Origin of the sequence: Asticcacaulis aquihabitans (assembly GCF_032490435.1) — a bacterium.
Classification (GTDB): Bacteria; Pseudomonadota; Alphaproteobacteria; order Caulobacterales; family Caulobacteraceae; genus Asticcacaulis.
In genome coordinates this window covers 41,078-60,409 of sequence record NZ_JAVGWM010000005.1, presented here as the reverse complement: position 1 = coordinate 60,409, position 19,332 = coordinate 41,078, and the positions used below count along the sequence as shown (strand labels likewise).

Here is a 19,332-nt window from a genome sequence, read left to right as displayed (position 1 = left end):
GCTAATTGGATCGGCCGGGTTTCTGTGCTAGCCTCCCGGAAAGGGGGACTGCATGACCAATTCAGGACTGAACGCGCGCGAAACGCTTATCGTCCGGCTGGGCGTCGGACTTATCTTCGGCGGCATTCTGGGTTGGCTGATCAAGCAGATCGAACCCTATGACAGTGATCCTGTCTTATGGCAGCAGGTTTTGGCCAGCACACTGATGCTTGGCGCATTCGTGTTGTGGGCCGGTGCGGGCGCGATGCGCCGGATCAGCCTGGCGGTATGGGGCGGTGTCGCCCTGGCCGTGATCGCCGTCATCGCGTGGAACCGCGAGGCGCACAATACCGAAGCCCACTTCAATCCGTTCTTTTTCAACCTGTCCTTCCTTATCTATCCCTTCCTGTTCATCAGCCATGAACTGGTGTCCTCCGCTGACCAGGCGGGAAAACCCATCGCACCTTACCCGCTCTATTTCGACGAGGCGTGGAAACGGGGCGTGCAACTCATCCTGGCCATGATCTTCACCGGCCTGTTCTGGGGTATATTGTGGCTGGGCGCTGCGCTGTTGGGTTTCATCGGCTTCACCTGGTTCAAGGATCTGCTGACGAATACCTATTTCGCCTGGCCGTTAAGCGGTTTGGCCATCGCCTCTGCTGTCAATCTTGGCGATGTGCAAACCCGGTTGATGAGTAATTTCCGGTCGCTTGTGCTCGGCGTTCTATCCTGGCTGCTGCCGGTCATCGCCTTTATTGGCGTCCTATTTGCTGTATCGCTCTGTTTTAGCGGGCTGGAACCCCTTTGGAAAACAAAGGCGGCCACGGCCTCCCTGCTCACGGCATGCGTCGCTCTGGTCCTCCTCGTCAATGCCGCCTATCAGCAAGGCGACACGGAACGTCCGGTCCATGTCGTGTTGAAAATGTCGGCCTGGATCGCCTGCGGTCTGACACTGGTGTTCGCGGGCCTGGCGGCCTACAGCCTTTACCTGCGCATTGCACAATACGGCTTGACCCCGGAACGGGTCATGGCGGCGGTTGGCGTCGTCATCGCCTGCCTGTTCGGTGTGGCCTATACCATTTCCGCCGTTTGGCCCGGTCGCTGGCTACGCGGCATAGAACTGGCCAATATTGCCCTGGCTTTCGTCATGGCTGGCCTGTTCCTGGCTGTTTTAACGCCCATCGCCGATCCGTATCGCCTGAGCGCCGGTGCCCAAGCCGCTCGGGTCGATGGCGGCGAGGCCGCGCCCGATAGGTTCGACTGGCGCGTCCTGCGCTTCGAAACCGGCACCTATGGACGCGACGCCCTGAAACGCCTGAGCCAATCCGGACGGACGCAAGCCGTTCGCGATGCCGCACGCGCCGCCCTTGCTCTCAAGGATGAAGACCGTTGGGTTTTGGCCGATACCGCCAAGCCCGCCATGCGCACCCCGGATAGAAAACAGTTCGTCGTTGTCTCCCCAAAGGGGGCCATGCTGCCCGAAGATTTTCTGACACAGGCCTATCCATCACAAGCCCTGCCCGACTGCGCCGCGGAGGACGCCGTGCCGGGCTGTTATGCCGCCTTGATCGACCTCAATCACAACAACATCCCGGAGGTCACCATACTGGACGGCAAGGAGATATCGATCTTTGTGAAGGACAGCCAGTCGAATAATAAGTGGCGCCTGATGAGCAATGTCTACCTGACGCCTGCCGACGCTGAAGCGTTCCGAAAGGGCCAGGCCTTAGCCCAGCGCCCCGTATTCGATGACCTGAAGATCGGCGACAAGATCATCGGCATCCGCGACACCCACCGCAACGCCAAGACAGGCGAAGATCTGGTCTCCTACTGAACCTTCTGCATGAAAGGCAAACCAGCGAACAGGTCTACCGACTTAAGACGCGCGGCGACGCTGTGGATCGGCATGGAGATGATCAGTTCGTCAGCCTGGGTCTGGTCGAGAAAGCTCCCCAGGCGCTTTTCGATCGTCGCCGGCGATCCAACCATAGCGAAACGCAGCATGTGGTCGATCATCGCCTGCTCATCTGGTGTCAGCTTGGCCACGGCGTCATAGTCAGGGCGCGGAAACGGCTTTCGGACATTACGGCGTAGATTGGCGAAGGACTGCTGCATCGAAGTATAGAGATAGTCGGCTTCAGCGTCCGTATCCGCCGCCACGCCCATAACGCCGACCATTGTGTGCGGCTTGGCGTAGGCCTCCGACGGACGAAAATGCGTCCGGTACAGATGCAGCGCATCGAACAACAGTTCCGGCGCGAAATGCGAAGCAAAAGCGTAAGGGAGCCCCAATTGCGCCGCCAGTTGCGCGCTGTAGAGCGACGATCCCAGTAGCCAGATAGGCACATGCGAATTCATGCCGGGCACGGCCAAAATCCGCTGGCTATCATCCGGCGTGCCAAGAAGGCGTTGCAACTCTATGATATCGTTTGGAAAGCTTTCAACCCCGGCCTCCTGATGGCGACGCAGGGCGCGAGCGGTCGCCATGTCCGTGCCGGGCGCCCGGCCCAGGCCCAGATCGACCCGGCCAGGATACAGGGCTTCGAGTGTGCCGAATTGTTCGGCGATCACCAGGGGCGAATGGTTCGGCAACATGATGCCGCCAGAACCGACGCGTATCTTTTGCGTCGCGGCCCCAACGTGGGAAATGACTAATGAGGTGGCGGCTGAAGCGATACCCGGCATACCGTGATGTTCGGCCAACCAGTAGCGGGAATAGCCATTCGCTTCCGCCCTCTGCGCCATTTTCGCCGAACTGGCCAGCGCGTCTGAAATCGTGCTGCCATCTGAAATTTGCGACAGGTCGAGGATCGAAAAGGGGATCATGTAGCTCTCCGTGCGGTCAAGCTTATGTAGGTGCTCAGGTTACAATTTAAAGAGCGCCCTACCCTTCCGACCGATATAACGGCGTCTCCGCCTGACCTAGGAAGGTCGGGCAACATAAGCGTGCTGAAGGGACACCGGCACAGGTCGCCGCTAGCTCGCCGACCAACCGGCAAAAAAAAGCCCCTGAAACCTGCGTTTCAGGGGCTATATCTTTTAATCGTCGATTACTCGACGATTTCTGCCTTGGCACCAGGCTTGTCGGCGCCCTTTTGCGATGGCGTTATATCGAAGGCGATCTTGCCGTCGGTCAGTTTGACCAGGATATGTCCACCCTTGACCAGCTTGCCGAAGAGGATTTCATCGGCCAGCGGCTTCTTGATGTTTTCCTGAATGACACGAGCCAGCGGACGCGCGCCATACAGTTCGTCATATCCGTTTTCGCTCAACCAGGCAGCCGCTTCGTCGGTCAGTTCGATCGAGATGTGGCGGTCAGCCAGTTGCATTTCCAGTTGCATGATGAACTTCTGAACAACCTGCGCAATCACGTCCTGCTTCAGTTGCTTGAAGGTCACGATGGCATCCAGGCGGTTGCGGAATTCCGGCGTGAACAGACGCTTGATCGCGGCTTCGTCTTCGCCGGAGACCTTTTCACGGCCAAAGCCGATCGAGTTCTTCTGGTTATCCGAAGCCCCGGCATTGGTGGTCATGATCAGGATCACGTTGCGGAAATCGACCTTCTTGCCCACCGCATCCGTCAGCACGCCATGGTCCATGACCTGAAGCAGGATGTTGTAGATGTCCGAATGCGCCTTTTCGATTTCATCGAGCAGGACGATCGAGTGCGGTTGCTGATCGACCGCATCGGTCAGCAAGCCGCCCTGATCGTGTCCGACATAGCCCGGAGGCGCACCGATCAGACGCGAAACCGTGTGGCGTTCCATATATTCCGACATGTCGAAACGCAGCAGGTCGATCCCCATGGTCGCGGCCAATTGCTTGGCCACTTCCGTCTTGCCGACACCAGTCGGGCCGGAGAACAGGTAGCAGCCGATCGGCTTTTGCGGATCGCGCAGACCGGCGCGGGACAGCTTGATGGCAGTCGACAATTGCTCGATGGCCTCATCCTGACCAAACACGACGCGGTTGAGGTCGGTTTTCAGATCGCGCAGCGCCTGGGTATCGTCACGCGACACCGTCTTGGACGGTACGCGCGCGATCTTCGAGACGACATACTCGATTTCCTTCGGACCGATCACCTTGCGCCGCTTGTTTTCCGGCAGAACCATTTGCAAGGCGCCAGCTTCGTCGATCACATCGATCGCCTTATCGGGCAGTTTGCGGTCAGTGATATAACGCGCGGACAACTCCACTGCCGTCTTGATGGCGGCATCGGTGTATTTCAGATGGTGGAAGGTCTCGTAGTACGGCTTGAGGCCCTTCAAAATCTTGATGGTGTCGTCCAGCGTCGGTTCGTTGACGTCAATCTTCTGGAAGCGGCGAACCAGGGCGCGATCCTTCTCGAAGTGCTGACGATATTCCTTATAGGTGGTCGATCCCATGCAGCGCAGGGTACCGGCCGCCAGGGCGGGCTTCAGCAGATTGGAGGCATCCATGGCCCCGCCGGAGGTCGCGCCGGCGCCGATAACCGTATGGATTTCGTCGATGAACAGGACGGCATTGGGATGCGCCTCCAATTCCTTGACGACCTGCTTGACGCGTTCTTCGAAGTCCCCGCGATAGCGGGTGCCCGCCAAAAGCGTGCCCATGTCGAGGGAATAGATGGTGGCGCCCGCCAAAACATCGGGGACTTCACCGTCAACGATCTTCTTGGCCAAGCCTTCGGCGATGGCGGTCTTGCCGACGCCCGGATCACCGACCAGCAACGGATTGTTCTTGGTGCGGCGGCACAGAATTTGGATAGCGCGCTCGACCTCCGCCGACCGGCCGATTAGCGGATCGACCTTGCCGTGACGCGATTTTTCATTGAGGTCGACGCAATAGGCGGCCAGCGCGTCGGTGGAACCGCCCTTGCCTTTTTCCTCGCTGGTATTGGCGTTATCCTCGGTCGCGCCGCGAACGACACGGGCTTCCGATGCGCCCGGCTTTTTGGCGATGCCGTGAGCGATATAGTTGACCGCGTCATAGCGCGTCATTTCCTGCTCCTGCAGGAAGAAGGCAGCATGCGATTCGCGCTCGGAGAAGATGGCGACCAAAACATTTGCGCCGGTGACTTCATCGCGGCCCGAGCTTTGGACATGGATCACCGCGCGTTGGATAACGCGTTGGAAGCCGGCCGTGGGCTTGGCTTCTTCCGATTGCGGTTCGACCAGTGACTTCAGATCGGTCTCGATATAGGCGTCCAAGGCGGTACGCAGCTTGGCGAGATCGACATTGCAGGCACTCATGACGGCGGCTGCATCGACATCGTCGATTAGCGCCAGCAGGAGGTGCTCAAGCGTGGCATATTCGTGGTGATGCGCGTTGGCATGACCGACGGCCCTATGCAGGGTTTCCTCTAAAGCGCTTGAAAAAGACGGCATGACAACCTCCTAAAACCTTAAAACCCCAACTCAACTTACTCAACTCAAAACCCAAAAGGTTTAGGATGATTTACCATAATCAAACTGAACCCTATCTGAACCCGCGACACACGTAACTGTTACTTAGGGGACCTTTTTCCGCCTCTTAGGCGGATATTGCCCATACCCTAGGTTATACCGAAATCAGTGTCGCCTGGATCAGTCCTTCTCCATCGTGCATTGCAGCGGATGCTGATGACGGCGGGCCATGTCAACGACCTGAGCCACCTTCGTTTCCGCGACCTCATAGGTATAGACCCCGCATACCCCCACCCCCGTTTGGTGCACATGCAACATGATCAACGTGGCTTCCTCACGCGACTTGTTGAAAAACCGTTCCAAAACATAGACGACGAATTCCATCGGCGTGTAATCGTCATTCAGAATGAGAACCCGATACAGGGACGGCTTTTGCGCCTTGGGCTTGGTATCAACCAGTAAGCCGGTCGACTGACCGGGGCGCGTGGTCATGCCTTTTTCAGCGGCCATCAGTGTATCTTCTAAAACCAACTTCATCTCAAAACGTCTCGGGTCCTGTCAGGTTAGACCTCCGCACTAATAGATATGCAGGAGTCGCTTCATTACAAGATAGACCAAAAGGACCGGGTGTTAAGGGGTAAATGCACGAACGTGCCCACAAAGGTGCCCAGAAACGATCACAGTTTTAAGGCTGTGATATCAATTTGTGATGGACACGGTGACACCGTCCATATGGGAGGCGGCGTAAAAAATAAAAGCCCCATGTCCGGACGGACACGGGGCTTCAAATTTGGCCGCAGCGTCGGCGTTAACCGACGTCGGGGTTTAGCGGTAGGACTGGAACTTTTCAACGGCGGCAGTCATGCGCGCGTTGATCGGCTTGAAGGTGTCCTTGAACGAAGCTGAAAGGGTTTCGGTCAGCAGGTTCATTTCCGAGACATAAGCTTCCATCGAAGACTTAGCGTACTTCGATTGCAGCTCGATGACTTCCTGGACAGACTTGGCGCCAGACAGGGTCTTGGCAGCCGCGACAGCTTCTTCCCAGTTCTTCTTGGAGAAGGCGATGGCTTGGGCGCCAACCGTTTCCGCGCCCTTGGTGGCGGCGGTCAGCGATTCGACGACGGCTTCGACATTGCCCTTGGCAAGGCCGTTGACTTCGTTCAGCGCGCCGAGGGTCTTTTCAACACCGTCCTTGAAGGCTTGGTTGCCGGCGGTGGTATATTTGTCAAAGTTTGACTTGATGGCTTCAGCAGCTTCCGACATGGGTAACTCCTTTTTCATGTGAGCTTGAGCACCGCGCGCCGTAGTTACGCCGGAGCCCGATTAACGATATGTATAACGCAACTGCAGCATGAGGTCAAGCTTTATGTTGCGCTGCACAAAAGCTAACGTGATCGTGAAGAGACAAATTCCCCATATATGAGAGATTCTTGGCGTATTCAGATGCTTACTGGTTGTCTGATGTGGTGGGCGGGGCCGAATGAGCCTGAACTGGATCTAAATTGAGCGACACAGGTCCGAAATGGTTTCCGGTCACGAAGCGGTGAGCTTAAGGGTTGATTAAGGAAACCGCACGACAGACTGAACATAGCGCGTTATGATGATACAGCTCACAATAAGAACACATTGTTTTCTTATTTTCTGAGCCCCGGCGGAAAATCATAATGTGTGCAATCGCGTTTTTGTAACGAGTTGAGGACAGCTTTGATGCGTAAAATCGGGCGGATGTTTACCCAGATTCAATCCGGTCAAGAATTGACCAAGGCAAAGGGCGCGCGTTCCTTTTTCTTGATGATCGCCGGCGCTCTTACGATTTTGGCGCCGGTAAGCTACGCAAATGCTCAGGACCTGACCGACAACACCAAATACGCCGCCATCGTTGTCGATGCCCAGTCGGGCGAAGTTTTTTACGCCCGCCGCGCCGACTCAGCCCGGTATCCGGCTTCGCTCACCAAGATAATGACACTGTATATGGTGTTTGACGCCTTGGCTCAGGGCACCCTGAAGCCAACAGACCAGATCACCATTTCGGCGCGCGCCGCCAGCCAGGCGCCGGTCAAGGTATATCTGAAGGCCGGCGACACCATCGATGTCGATACCGCGATGCGTCTGGTTGCCCTCTATTCGGCAAATGATCTGGCTGTCGCCCTGGCAGAAAAGGTGGGCGGTTCGGAAGAACGCTTTGCCGCCATGATGACCATTCGCGCCCAGGATCTGGGCATGACCCAGACGCGGTTCGTCAACGCCAACGGCCTTCCCGATGCACGCCAGTTGTCGTCCGCTCGCGACCTGGCCATTCTGGCCCGCGCCGTAATGCGCGACTACCCGCAATATTACAGCTATTTCAACCTGCCTTCGCAGGAATTCCGTGGCCGGACCTACGTCAACCACAATCCGTTGCGCGGCATGGACGGTGTCGACGGTATGAAGACCGGCTTCACCAATGCCGCAGGCTATAATCTGGTCGCGTCCGGTGTGCAAAACGGCCACCGCCTGATCGCCGTTATGCTGGGCGGCTCCAACAAGACCCAGCGCCGCGAGCACGTCACCGCCCTGATGAACACCGGTTTCGACGTAATCAGCCGCCGTAATCGCGGCGAAGTCATCACAGTGGCCCAGAACGAATTCAGCCGCGCCATGGACGCCGAGGCCAAGCTGCCAGACACGCCCCAGCCCTACACGATCCTGGCAGACAACGGCCAGCCGGTGAGTGGAGCCCAGAACACTCCCCTGACCGACGCGCAATTGCGTGAGACCCTTGAAGGCAGCGAACAGGCTAATGCTACGGATGTCGATGTCCGTCGCGCCAGTTCGACAGTCCGTGCGCCGGCTGTTGTCCAGACCCTCAATTCCACCCCCACCGTCGCGGCTTTGAAGCCCGCGCCCAAGGTAACCGCCAAGGCCGCAGCCGCAGAGGTGGCGACTAAATCGGAAACAAAGTCAGAAGCCAAGGCAGCCAAGGGCAAGAAGGCTACCGCCGTGGCCGATGCTGATGATGAAAAGCCCACCAAGGGGAAAAAGGGCAAGAAGAACCCGAAAGCGGTCTATTCCATCCAGGTCGGCGCGTTCAAGGATAAGTCCTTGGCGTCCGATTGGGTCAAGAAGATGCAGTCGCGCTTCGGTGAACACCTGTCCAACGGCACCTCACAAATCAGCAAGAATGAAAATGGTTGGTATCGCACACGGTTCGCGACCTTGACCAAGGAAGAAGCCTCCGCCGCATGCAAGAGCATTTCGGCCAAGCATCTCGACTGCATGGTTATCAAGCCCGATGCATAGCCGTCTGGCGCATAATGTGAATGATTAAGAGAAAGCCTGGCGTTGTCGCCAGGCTTTTTTGTTATAAGCCGACTGTCAGCGACGCCGTTTAAGCAACACGTCCCGCGCCGCGTTGACCGCGCTGGCGCGATTGACGTCACCACCCTGGTCCGGATGCGCCGTCTTCATCAGGCGCTTCCACGCCTCCTTCACCGCCTTGCGATCGGCGCCAATGCTGAGCCCCAGGGTCTGGTACGCCTTGATCTCCTCGCTGGAATAGACAGCGGCCGATGGCGGTGGGCCGGCTTCGCGGCGGAAATAGGTTTGATATCGCACACTGCCGCCCATGACGAAGGCGCCCAACAGGGCGCCAAATCCCAGCCCTATCTGCCCCCTGAGAAACAGGGTCACAGCCAGCATCAACAGGGCCATGCTGATAAGGCTGCGCACGGCTCGGAACTGGCGAATCCACGGACCGGGGCGAGCGTTCCGGCCGACATAGACCAGCAGGAAAAATACGGCCAATGCCCCCAGAACCCAGATCATCAGACGTCCGCGCCCTCGTATTCCTCGGCGGCGGGAATCTCATCGCCCGCTTCGAGCCCGAGCGACGCCATCAGCGACCTAAGTTCTGTCCGTGCCGCGATGTGCGATAGAGATACGGCCACGGGGCGGATATCACCGGACAGATCCGCGACCGTCAGGCCGAATGGAAACAATTCGCGATAGATGACCCGGTCGCGCAGGCCGGCCAGGACGCGAAAACCGACCCGCTTGCCCAGGGCCGCCACGCGTTCGTCGACACGCTTGCGATTGCGTGCTTCATTGGCCGCCAGACGATTGCGCAGCACGATCCAATCAATCGACTTGCCATCCCAGGTGGCCCGCGTCTTACGCGAATTCCAGACGGTTTCGGCATAGATGGACGGCCGCTTGACCTCCAGAGTGACGGGATCGACTTCGCCCAGCAGGTCGAAATCGATAAAACTATCATTCATCGGGGTGATGATCTGGTGCGCTACGGCATGGGCGCGACGCGACAGGACGTGATCACCGCCCGGTGTATCGACGATAATATAGTCCGCCTGCTCGATGGCCTCATCCAGCGCGCGGTCGAAAATGGCGCGCGCCTCGGCATCGGGCAAGCTCAACAACTGAGCGGGCTTGTCGTGCAGATGCGGTTCAAACGCCTGCGGCAGCACCTTTTCATTCGCCGCTGCCCATTTGGCGCGGTTGGAAAAGAAACGGGCCAGCGAGCGCTGGCGCAGATCGAGATCTATAAAGGCGACCCGCTTACCGAGATGGAGCAGATGCACGGCGACGTGCATGGCAACGGTCGATTTCCCCGCCCCGCCTTTTTCGTTGCCGAAAACCAGAATACGCGCGTCCGAACGCTCTTTAGACATAGTCCACTCCCGTCCCTGCGCAAACTGACTCGCGGGGACTTCCTCATTTAGGCGCTTCCGCGACGCACCGCCAGAGCCCGTTAACGAAGTGTTAAAATTTGGCGTGGGTAACTTAAGCCCGCTGCCCACTGGATTTGCGGCATCGACCGGATTATATTGCGCCCATGACAACAGATTCAGACTTCATGCTCCGCTCCGACACCATCCGCATCCACTGCGATGAGGATTTCGCAGGTATGCGCAAGGCCGGCCGGGTGGCCGCCGAATGCCTCGACATGCTGATCCCCTATGTCGTGCCCGGTGTGAAGACCTCCTATCTCGATGATCTGGCGCGCGAATTCATCCTGGACAATGGCGGGCTACCAGCCTGCCTGTTCTATCGGGGCTACCAGAATACGGTCTGCATTTCGCCAAATCATGTGGTTTGCCACGGCATCCCATCCGACAAACCGCTGCGCGAAGGCGATATCGCCAATATCGACGTCACCTGCATTATTGACGGCTGGCACGGCGACCATTCGCGCATGTACGAAGTCGGTGACGTCGCCCCTAAGGCCAAGCGGCTGATCGATGTCACCTATGAAGCCATGCGTCTCGGCCTGGCCCAGATCAAGCCCGGTAATACGTTTGGCGACATCGCGCACGCGATTCAGAAATATGCCGAGGCCCAGCGCTGTTCGGTCGTCCGGGATTTCTGCGGCCACGGACTGGGGCGCGTATTCCACGACAATCCCAATGTTCTGCACTTCGGCAAGGCCGGCACCGGTCCGGTATTGAAAAAGGGCATGTTCTTCACGGTCGAGCCGATGATCAACCTCGGCAAGCCCGACGTGAAGGTGCTCAGCGACGGCTGGACAGCCGTGACGCGCGACAAGACCCTGACGGCGCAATGCGAACACAGTTGCGGCGTCACGGATGACGGCGTGGAACTGTTCACTGCCTCACCGACCGACCAATTCCGTCCGCATCCCGTCCTGGCCTGATATGTCCGACGGAGGGGATGGCGGCGATGTGACCCTGCCCGATCACGGCGGTCATCGCAATCGCCTGCGCCAGCGCGCGCGGGCCGGTGGCGTCTCCGCCCTGCCCGACTACGAATTGCTGGAACTCTTTCTGTTCCGTTCCATTCCGCAACGCGATGTGAAGCCCCTGGCCAAGGCGCTGATCGCGCGTTTCGGCGCGCTGCCCGCCGTCCTGTCCGCCCCGCTGGAGGACATGTTGCAGGTCTCCGCGCTCGACAATAAGGGTAAGGCGTTGAAAATGACGCCGGATATCGCGCTCGACCTGGCGCTGATGTTCGAGGCGACCCGGCGCATGATCGCCGAGCCCCTGAAGCGCTCAACCGTGATCTCAAGCTGGTCAGCCCTCATCGCCTACCTGAAGGTGACCCTGGCGCACGAACCGCGTGAGCAGTTCCGCATTCTGTTCCTCGACAAGAAGAACCAGTTGATCGCCGACGAAATCATGGGACACGGCACGGTCGATCACGCGCCGGCCTATCCACGCGAAATCATGCGGCGTGCGCTGGAATTGTCGTCAAGCAACGTGATCTTAGTCCACAATCATCCTTCCGGCGATCCAATGCCGTCCCAGGGTGATATTGATATGACGAAGCTGATCGTGGCCGCGGGCAAACCGCTCAAGATCACCATACATGATCACCTGATCGTCGGCCGCGAAGGCGTGACCAGCCTGAAGCAGATCGGCGCGTTCTAGCGTTTTGATGCCCATGGCAATATTTTCGCGCAGGATATGGCCAAAGTGTTCAGCTCATGATAATTGCGTTACATCGTAATTATATACGATCGTAAGCGTCTAACGTCAGGCAACGCACCTTAACCTTGGGATCGTCTTGATCCGGGTTACTTTGGCCACAAACGGCTGGAGCGGTGCATGTTTAGCAAAAGACGATCCCATCTTATCAAGTGAGATATAGATGAAGCTTACGAAACTCCCTGCCAAATACGCCACCCTTGTCATGCCCTTGTTGCTGTCGGTCATGATGACCTTTGTCGTGTCAGCTATTTCCACCTTTAAAAATATAGGATTCGCAGACAATTTTGCTGCCCACTGGATGTCCGCATGGGGCATGTCATGGGTCATCGCCTTTCCGACGCTGCTGCTGGCCCTGCCCTTGGTCAGACGCGTAGTCGCCATGATCGTCGCCCCTTCACAAGCGTAGACGCGATCGAGGACGGCGCCTCATCCACGAAGGTGAGCCGCCGTTCTCTTTATAGCTGAGGCTTCAAATGGGGACGCCAAATAGTGCTCAATATCAGGCCAATAGCGGTGAGCACCACGAAGCCATTGACCGCCAAAGCGACCGGATCGGCAGGCACAAGGCCAAACCGCCACATATGCACGCCGACCAGGACCAGAAGTGCAATACCGCCTAAGGTGCGCAGAATCGTCGAAATCAGCTTCGCCCCCATGACGGCCGGCAACAGAACAGCCGCAAAGGTCGTCCCTCCCCATACGTACAAAAGCAGTTTGTCGGCGGCGTCGGGCGGCGCCAGAAGCGCTGTACCTGCCGTTACGGCATAGGCGATCGGTTGGCTCCAGATGAAGGCCGCCCACAGACGCTCCCATATCTCGGCGGGCTTGCCCTTGTCACGGCGCCGCGCCATCCAGATTGCAACGCCGGATGAGGTGATGCTGGCCAATCCCATGCCCAGAATGGCGTAGATGCATTTGACCACCGGGCCGCCGAACCAGCCGAAATGGATTGGCGCCACACCGGAAAGGATTTTCTGGCCCAGCGTGCCCTTTTCGTAACCGAGCACCCCCAGGGATCTACCATCCGAACCGAAAACATAGCTTTCGCCGCGCGATATCTTGCCCGGGCTCGACGCGCTGAGGACAATGCGCGCGCCTTTTTCGAACGGGTGCTCAACGACAACATAGTCGACATGCGCCTTGGGCGCGTCGCGCTTCACGTAGGCGAACAGTGTGGTAAGGTCGGGCGGCGGCGACGCGGCCGGATTGTCGATCGGCGTTGGCCCCAGGAAAAGCGCATAGGCCTGCTTGACGTCGCCCTTGAAGACGGCGAGCGCCAGTACACCAACGATGAGGGCCGTGAGGCCAAGAAACGCGCCGGTGAGCGAGACAACAAGGTAGAACGGAAGTCCCCACATACCGATGCGATTATGCAGATCCGCTTCCTGCAAACGCTTGGCACCGCCCAGACGCAGGGAGAACGCATCCTTGAAGGCCCGCGGGTGCGAAAGCACCCCCGAGATAATTGAACTCAACAGGGCAACGCCCACCAAACCGATCAAATAGCCGCCCCAAGGCCGGGGAAGGTGCAGCTCAAAATGCAGACGCCCCTGAAATTCCGACCATCGGTCATGGGCCTGCTGCAACAGGTTTCCCTTGGAGTCGGCCAGCCAAAGCGCCTCGCGCTCATCCGGTGCGTGCGTCGACGCCTCGACGGTCAAACGCGGCAGCGCCTTGGTCGGCAGACCGACATAGACATTTTCGGCCCACGGCATCTTCTTCATACCCGCCTGGAACGCGATATTGGCTGCTTCAGGTGTAACCGTCTCGGTTAACGGCGCGACCGGTTGTTCCCACCGGGCAAATTCCTGCGTGAAGACAGCAACCGAACCGGTAAAACAGACAAGCCAGATCAGGGCGGCGAAGGCCAGGCCGAGCGCCGAATGACCGGCCAGCATAGCGCGGACGAACCCCGGCGCGATACGTGGCCATATAGGTTGTCCACTCATGCGATAGATCCCTTGAGGAAGGTCGCGCCGAGCGACACCGCCGCCACCCCGACCAGAACACAGGCAGCTCGAATGATTTTATTGTCGGAAAGGGTCCAGGCCATGCCGCCGGCCCACAGGAATGGCACGAGCAGTCCGCCCATCACCATTCGCGTTTGCGGCGGTCCAGGCAGGCAAACCGCAATCGCCAGCCCAACCCCAAGCGCGGCGGTGCCGGCGAGTGGACCGGCTAAGAACCCGCGCAACCAGCCCCGCCACATGACCCGCTTGCGATCAGAGGGCTCCAAAGCCGCCGCACGCGGTGCACGCATTTTGCCGGCGCGGCGCTCGACATTACTCAAAACCACCAAGACGCCGGTCATGCAGATCAGCGACACGGCGATAGCGATGCCAAGCACACCCCCCCAAACGGATTGCCCAACAATGACGGCGCCCAGCCAGCTCAGCCAGCCGCCGGATATCAGCCAGGGGCGACGCGCGTCCGCCTTCATCCAGGCCGCACGAAGGGCCAAGGCGCCCACCATGGCGAACGCTTCGACGACGGACCCATGCAGGAGATCTATAAATGTCACCACCGAGTCTCCAGACTGAGACCCAATTTCCGCGGCGCGCCCGGAAGAGCGAGATTGTAGCTCTCGCGATAATAGGAGACATAGCGCTCGTCGAACAGGTTGTTGACATAGAGATAAAGCCCCCAATGATCGGTTTCGTAGCCAATCTTGGCGTTAACCAGCGTCTTGGCGTCCACGCTATAGTTCACCTGCTCAGCTACGTCGGTGCCGCTGTAGGCACCTGAGGTATAGTTGGCGTTGAGATTGGCGAAGACACCGTTACGCCAGCGATATGTGCCGCCAAGCGCCAGCGTATAATGCGGGGCATAGGCGAATTCCGCACCGGTGTAGTCAGCGAACAGGGTACCGGCTGTGACCGTAAAATCGTCGAACTTCGTACGCGAATAGCCTAACGAACCATACCATTGGAAAGCAGACGATAAGCGTTGCGATGCCTCGACTTCAAAGCCGTAGAGGTGCGACTTGCCGGCGTTTTCAGTCTGGTAGTCGTAGGCGTTGAGGCCGAGATTGACGAGCACCTGCTGGTCGGTCCAGTCGATGTAGTAGGCGTTGGCATTTACGATCAGGCTGCCACCGAGCCAGGCGCTGCGCAGCGAGGCTTCATAGTTCCAGGTATATTCCGGATCATAGGCAACCACGGAGGAGCGCGCCGTATTGACCGATGAGCCCCCTGCCCGATACCCGCGCTGGATCGTGATGCTGCCGGTAATGTCGGGGGTGAAGCTGTATTTCAAGCCAGCCTTCGGCAGGAAGGCGCGGAAGCTGCGCGTCGATGCCGGCGTCGCCTGACCGGCGGCCGTGACCTGGGCATTGATGGCGCCATTGAGCGCCGTGATAAGCGCGGCATAGGCGCCATAGTTGGCAGGATCGGGATAGGTGCCGCTGAGCTTGGCGGTGGCGCTGGTGCCCGTGGTATAGTCTTCGTAATCGTAGCGCAGTCCGCCGATGAGGGACAGTTTACCCGTCAACTGGTAGGTGCCGTCGGCGAAGATGGCCGCATTCTCGATGGCCTCAGGCGTGTCCGCCGCGAAATCTACCGGTATCACTGGAAAGGCCGCTGCATACATATCCACGACGCTCGTTGCCGTAGCGGAGGGCAGACCGTAAGCGATCAGGGCATTGGCAAGGGTCGTCTTGGGCAGATCCACGTTGGTCAGGCTGGCGGTTACGGTAGAACTGTCGCGCTTGACGTGGTAAAGGCCGATCAGCCCATTCAGCCGGTCGCCCTTATAGTTGAAGCGCAATTCCTGCGAAAAGGTCTTGTCATCATATCGATTGACGCCATAGGCGCGATTAACGGCCGTGTAGTCACCATCATACGCGCCGTAGGTCTTGACGTGGTTCCATGACGTGACGGCGCTCAACGTCCAGCGGTCGGACAGGGTGTAATCGCCTTTTAGGGTGGCGATATCGGTGCGATTCTTGCCAACATTGGGTGAATTCGAGTCGTCCGTGCGGTTGTCATACCAGTCCGGCACGTCGGTTCGGGTATAGGTGTAGAGATATCCGCCGTCACGTTCTATATGGCTTAGTGCCAATCCCACTTTCAAATCTGCGTTGGGCGTCCACAACAGCTTGGCACGGGTATTGAGGGTGTCGGATTCGTCGACATATTCCTTACGGGTTGGGTTATAGACCAGTCCATCGGCGTAGGCGCTTTCGGCCGCGATGCGGAAGGCGAGCTTGTCTGTGACGAGCGGGCCACCACCTGCGACCGCGAACGAACGGTCACCAGAATCGGACGCCATGATGCGCGCTTTTAAGTTCCATTCGGAGGACGGGTCCACCGAATTGATGATCACCGCGCCGGCAAGCGCGTTCAAGCCTTGCAAGGTCGATTGTGGACCGCGATAGACCTCGACCTGACGCACATCCCACATGTCGAGCGGAGCCGAGGCCACCGCGCCGTCCGGCAGGGCAGCACCGTCGAAATAGATTGTCGAGAGCGAGCCTGCGCCACCGCCGGTAATGCTGTCATTGCGAATACCGCGGATGCTGAAGCCGGTCCCGCCATAGGTTTCTGTCACGTTCGCGGTGCGGGCAAAGACGTCGTAAACGGTTTGCAGGTTTTCGTCCTGAATTTTACGAGCTGTCGTCACGGCAACGGAGTCAGTGGTCTTTTGCAGCGAACGACTGACCTTTTGACCTGTGACAACCACTTCGACCGCGCCCTCACCCGGCACTTGTGCGCCTTCATCTGCGGCCATTGCGGGCGGCGCACCCGCGCAGGTCAGCAGCGCCAAAACGCCCGCAAGGGCGCTGGTCGAAAGTAGCTTGAAAGACATGGAAAAAGCCCCAGATGTTAATAATGCGAATTACTTGCATATAAAGCGTGTCGCTTTTGCAAGTCAATCGCAAATTAACATCCAATCCTGTCATGCAGGATTTAGGCGCTTTTCAGTCGTCCGGTCTTACCGGGTCCGTTGCCACACACGGTGGCCCCTGTCAGGCTTTTGTCACCTGAGACGCTAAAGGCCGGGCAGCCGTAACGGGAATGATCAGGTCCGCCGCCTTAAGCCCAGGTGCCGTGGCGCGCAGCCGAAGCGTACCTGCCTTATCGCCCGCCTGGACAATCACCTGGGCCAGTCCGTTAAACAGCGATCGCATATTGCCCTTTTCGGGTTCCAGGCTGGTCGGGTCACCATTCCCCAGGCCGATAATCGCACCGCCATCGATTTCGAAGGTTACCCTGTCGTGGGCTAGCGGCACCGGACGGCCCTTGGCATCCACGACCTCAACGCGGACGGGCTGAGCGTCAATACCCGTCGCAGCCAGTGACTTGCGATCCGCAATTAGCCTTAATGCTGTCGCCGGGCCTGTCGTCTCAACGCGCACGGCCTTGACGCGCTTGCCTTTGCGATAGCCGCGCGCCTCGATATGGCCCGGCGAATAGGGCACAGTCCAATAGTTCATGTCAAACCGATTGCCAGCCTGGCGCCCCGCCGACTTGCCATTCACAAGCAATTCCACCTCATCAAGATTGGTGCAGGCCATCACGCGCACTGTATCGCCAGACGTCCAGTTCCAGTGCGGCACAAGCGCCAAGACGGGCGTGTCATCGATCCATTGCGCCTGGTGAATATAAAAGGCGGCCTTTTCGAACCCGCACAGGTCCATAATGCCGAAATAGGAACTGTTAGACGGAAAGGTGAATGGCGTCGGTTCGCCGTGATAATCAAAGCCCGTCCAAACAAATTGACCGGCGATGTACTCCCGTTCCGCGACCGCCTTCCATGCCGCCCGGTGGGTTTCGCCCCACGGCGCCGCTTCGTCATCATAGGACGCCATGATGTGCTTGTCTTTATTGGTTATATATTCACCACGCGTCATGAAGGCGGAGGTATCTTCCGACGACGAGACCGGAATATCAGGATGTGCCGTATGGAACAGGTCGTACTTGTCCTGCTGATAGTTGATGCCGACGACATCGACGGCGTGCGCGACGCTTAAAGGTGCATCCAGACCGCCATTCATTGCCGCCGTGACAGGTCGTGTTGTGTCGAGCGCCTTCACCACCGCGCTCATGCGGCGGACCATCTCGTATCCCTGCTCGGTTGCCTGCATCGGCTCCTCGTTGAACACAGACCACAGAATGATGCTGGGGTGATTGCGATCGCGCCGGACCAGCCATTCCAGTTGTGCCAGGTAGTCCGGTGACGCATTGAAATTGCGGTTTTCCGCCATGACCAGAAAGCCATGGCGGTCGCAGGCGTCCATCAATGCCTTGTTCTGGGCGTTATGCGAAAACCGGATGGCGTTACACCCCAATTCCTTCAGTTTGCGCAGACGGAAATCGATCACGCCGTCCGGCACCGCTGTGCCAACGCCGGCGTGATCCTGATGGAGGCAGACCCCCTTCAGCTTGATCGGAGTGTCGTTGAGGAAAAAGCCCTTTTGCGCGTCGAACCGTTCAGTGCGGAACCCACAGACCGTCGCCACCCGATCCAGTGTCCGGTCGCCATCAAGAATATAGGTTTCGACCCGGTAAAGCTGGGGATCGGCCGGGCTCCATAGGCGCGGACGGTTATGGTGCAAGGTCACGTGCACGACTGCCTGCCCAAGCGGCGATACCGCCGCCGTCACCTTGTCCTGCGCCAACAATCCCACTGTATCGTCCCAAAGCTCGCTGACCACGGTGACCTGACCCAACGTTTTTCCGGCGTTGTTGAGGGTAACCTCGACCGGAATCTTCCAATCGGCAGGGCCATCGGGCGACGGAACCGGATGGGCGAACACGCCATCCGTTGCGATATGCAAAGCGTCGCGTTTCACGATCCAGGCATCACGATATATGCCGGCCCCTTCGTACCACCAACCTTCCATCGCATCGGCGTCCACCCGCACGACAAGAACGTTCCAGTCATCGCCATAGGTCGCATAGGGCGTCAGGTCGATATAGGTCGAGTTGTACCCGCTCCAGTTCCGCGCCACCAGCGTCCCGTTGAACCAGATCGTGGCAAAGGTCGCAATGCCATCGAGTTGCAACTCAATGTGCCGCCCCTTGTCCGCCGGCGTGAATTTCAGGTGATTGCGATACCAGGCGATACCGCGCTTTCGATATCCCTGATCGACATTGGCGTCCGCCACGATCGGCTGAAAGCTGGCGAAATCATGCGGCAGGGTTATCCGCTCCCAACCGGCATCGTCATATGCGGGGCTGGCGGCGCCGAGCGCCCTACCCGCCTTGGCGGCATTATAGGTGTCGTCATGGGTGACCAGAAGCGGCATCGCAATGTCGCCCATGTGGAATCGCCATCCCGTATTGAGCGACAAGACCTCACGCGGGCTATCTGTCGTCGCGTGAGTGTCAGGCACGGATGGCACCGGCTGGGCGAAAGCCTGGCTTGATACCGGCCCGGATACACCCGCCACGAAAGCGGCAGCACTAATGGTTTTAAACAATTCGCGACGGTTCATGTGTGTCTCCCTGTTTTCAGGAAGTTAGACATGGAAACGGCGCGCTTTGAACCCCAAAACGCGCCGCCTGCACAATTTGTACGATTATTTA

At 58.5% G+C, this 19,332-nt stretch carries 15 protein-coding genes; 5 read left to right on the top strand and 10 right to left on the bottom strand.

Going from position 1 to position 19,332, the window contains the following annotated elements:
• The first annotated feature begins 52 nt into the window (after positions 1–52).
• Positions 53–1,813, top strand: coding sequence for a DUF4153 domain-containing protein (locus tag RCJ00_RS18065; RefSeq protein ID WP_316223697.1), 1,761 nt, complete (start codon positions 53–55; stop codon positions 1,811–1,813).
• On the opposite strand, the gene RCJ00_RS18060 is transcribed toward RCJ00_RS18065, so the two are convergent.
• From RCJ00_RS18060 to RCJ00_RS18045, 4 genes are all read right to left on the bottom strand, one after another.
• Positions 1,807–2,805, bottom strand: coding sequence for an LLM class flavin-dependent oxidoreductase (locus RCJ00_RS18060; RefSeq protein ID WP_316223696.1), 999 nt, complete (start codon positions 2,803–2,805; stop codon positions 1,807–1,809). The two genes, RCJ00_RS18065 and RCJ00_RS18060, sit on opposite strands and share 7 nt — an antisense overlap.
• A gap of 224 nt (positions 2,806–3,029) precedes the next feature.
• On the bottom strand, positions 3,030–5,345 hold the full coding sequence (gene clpA / locus RCJ00_RS18055) for an ATP-dependent Clp protease ATP-binding subunit ClpA (RefSeq protein ID WP_316223694.1): 2,316 nt from the start codon (positions 5,343–5,345) through the stop codon (positions 3,030–3,032).
• A 198-nt stretch (positions 5,346–5,543) separates the two neighbouring features.
• Positions 5,544–5,873 (bottom strand): ATP-dependent Clp protease adapter ClpS, encoded by a 330-nt coding sequence (gene clpS / locus RCJ00_RS18050; protein ID WP_031238760.1) that lies wholly within the window; start codon positions 5,871–5,873, stop codon positions 5,544–5,546.
• Between the two features lie 315 nt (positions 5,874–6,188).
• A complete protein-coding gene (locus RCJ00_RS18045; RefSeq protein WP_316223693.1) occupies positions 6,189–6,626 on the bottom strand; it encodes a phasin family protein in 438 nt (145 codons plus the stop codon).
• 444 nt (positions 6,627–7,070) lie between these two features.
• Here RCJ00_RS18045 and RCJ00_RS18040 point away from each other — a divergent pair, with 444 nt between their 5' ends.
• Positions 7,071–8,642 (top strand): D-alanyl-D-alanine carboxypeptidase, encoded by a 1,572-nt coding sequence (locus tag RCJ00_RS18040; RefSeq protein ID WP_316223692.1) that lies wholly within the window; start codon positions 7,071–7,073, stop codon positions 8,640–8,642.
• A gap of 75 nt (positions 8,643–8,717) precedes the next feature.
• Here the strand turns inward: RCJ00_RS18040 and RCJ00_RS18035 are convergent, their stop codons facing one another.
• Together RCJ00_RS18035 and RCJ00_RS18030 are read right to left on the bottom strand one after the other, a co-directional pair.
• Positions 8,718–9,167, bottom strand: a complete 450-nt coding sequence (locus RCJ00_RS18035; RefSeq protein ID WP_316223691.1) for a J domain-containing protein — start codon at positions 9,165–9,167, stop codon at positions 8,718–8,720.
• On the bottom strand, positions 9,167–10,027 hold the full coding sequence (locus tag RCJ00_RS18030) for a division plane positioning ATPase MipZ (protein ID WP_023458238.1): 861 nt from the start codon (positions 10,025–10,027) through the stop codon (positions 9,167–9,169). Before RCJ00_RS18030 ends, RCJ00_RS18035 begins: the two co-directional genes overlap by 1 nt.
• A gap of 164 nt (positions 10,028–10,191) precedes the next feature.
• Between RCJ00_RS18030 and map the strand changes: the two genes are divergently transcribed.
• From map to RCJ00_RS18015, 3 genes are all read left to right on the top strand, one after another.
• Positions 10,192–11,010: a type I methionyl aminopeptidase gene (map, locus tag RCJ00_RS18025; protein WP_316223690.1), complete on the top strand. Its 819-nt coding sequence runs from the start codon at positions 10,192–10,194 to the stop codon at positions 11,008–11,010.
• A 1-nt stretch (position 11,011) separates the two neighbouring features.
• On the top strand, positions 11,012–11,743 hold the full coding sequence (gene radC / locus RCJ00_RS18020) for a RadC family protein (RefSeq protein ID WP_316223689.1): 732 nt from the start codon (positions 11,012–11,014) through the stop codon (positions 11,741–11,743).
• 220 nt (positions 11,744–11,963) lie between these two features.
• Positions 11,964–12,209, top strand: a complete 246-nt coding sequence (locus RCJ00_RS18015; RefSeq protein WP_316223687.1) for a DUF2798 domain-containing protein — start codon at positions 11,964–11,966, stop codon at positions 12,207–12,209.
• Positions 12,210–12,258: 49 nt separating this feature from the next.
• Here the strand turns inward: RCJ00_RS18015 and RCJ00_RS18010 are convergent, their stop codons facing one another.
• From RCJ00_RS18010 to galA, 4 genes are all read right to left on the bottom strand, one after another.
• A complete protein-coding gene (locus tag RCJ00_RS18010; protein WP_316223686.1) occupies positions 12,259–13,752 on the bottom strand; it encodes a PepSY-associated TM helix domain-containing protein in 1,494 nt (497 codons plus the stop codon).
• A complete protein-coding gene (locus RCJ00_RS18005; protein ID WP_316223685.1) occupies positions 13,749–14,324 on the bottom strand; it encodes a hypothetical protein in 576 nt (191 codons plus the stop codon). Before RCJ00_RS18005 ends, RCJ00_RS18010 begins: the two co-directional genes overlap by 4 nt.
• Positions 14,321–16,609 (bottom strand): TonB-dependent receptor, encoded by a 2,289-nt coding sequence (locus tag RCJ00_RS18000; RefSeq protein ID WP_316223684.1) that lies wholly within the window; start codon positions 16,607–16,609, stop codon positions 14,321–14,323. The genes RCJ00_RS18005 and RCJ00_RS18000 overlap by 4 nt, the downstream gene beginning before the upstream one ends.
• Before the next feature lie 160 nt (positions 16,610–16,769).
• Positions 16,770–19,241, bottom strand: a complete 2,472-nt coding sequence (gene galA / locus RCJ00_RS17995) for a beta-galactosidase GalA (RefSeq protein ID WP_316223683.1) — start codon at positions 19,239–19,241, stop codon at positions 16,770–16,772.
• Positions 19,242–19,332: the final 91 nt, after the last annotated feature.

Coding starts and splice junctions, on each gene's coding strand:
- RCJ00_RS18065 (WP_316223697.1), top strand. CDS start 53: ATGACCAATTCAGGACTGAACGCGCGCGAAACGCTTATCGTCCGGCTG.
- RCJ00_RS18060 (WP_316223696.1), bottom strand. CDS start 2,805: ATGATCCCCTTTTCGATCCTCGACCTGTCGCAAATTTCAGATGGCAGC.
- clpA (WP_316223694.1), bottom strand. CDS start 5,345: ATGCCGTCTTTTTCAAGCGCTTTAGAGGAAACCCTGCATAGGGCCGTC.
- clpS (WP_031238760.1), bottom strand. CDS start 5,873: ATGGCCGCTGAAAAAGGCATGACCACGCGCCCCGGTCAGTCGACCGGC.
- RCJ00_RS18045 (WP_316223693.1), bottom strand. CDS start 6,626: ATGTCGGAAGCTGCTGAAGCCATCAAGTCAAACTTTGACAAATATACC.
- RCJ00_RS18040 (WP_316223692.1), top strand. CDS start 7,071: ATGCGTAAAATCGGGCGGATGTTTACCCAGATTCAATCCGGTCAAGAA.
- RCJ00_RS18035 (WP_316223691.1), bottom strand. CDS start 9,167: ATGATCTGGGTTCTGGGGGCATTGGCCGTATTTTTCCTGCTGGTCTAT.
- RCJ00_RS18030 (WP_023458238.1), bottom strand. CDS start 10,027: ATGTCTAAAGAGCGTTCGGACGCGCGTATTCTGGTTTTCGGCAACGAA.
- map (WP_316223690.1), top strand. CDS start 10,192: ATGACAACAGATTCAGACTTCATGCTCCGCTCCGACACCATCCGCATC.
- radC (WP_316223689.1), top strand. CDS start 11,012: ATGTCCGACGGAGGGGATGGCGGCGATGTGACCCTGCCCGATCACGGC.
- RCJ00_RS18015 (WP_316223687.1), top strand. CDS start 11,964: ATGAAGCTTACGAAACTCCCTGCCAAATACGCCACCCTTGTCATGCCC.
- RCJ00_RS18010 (WP_316223686.1), bottom strand. CDS start 13,752: ATGAGTGGACAACCTATATGGCCACGTATCGCGCCGGGGTTCGTCCGC.
- RCJ00_RS18000 (WP_316223684.1), bottom strand. CDS start 16,609: ATGTCTTTCAAGCTACTTTCGACCAGCGCCCTTGCGGGCGTTTTGGCG.
- galA (WP_316223683.1), bottom strand. CDS start 19,241: ATGAACCGTCGCGAATTGTTTAAAACCATTAGTGCTGCCGCTTTCGTG.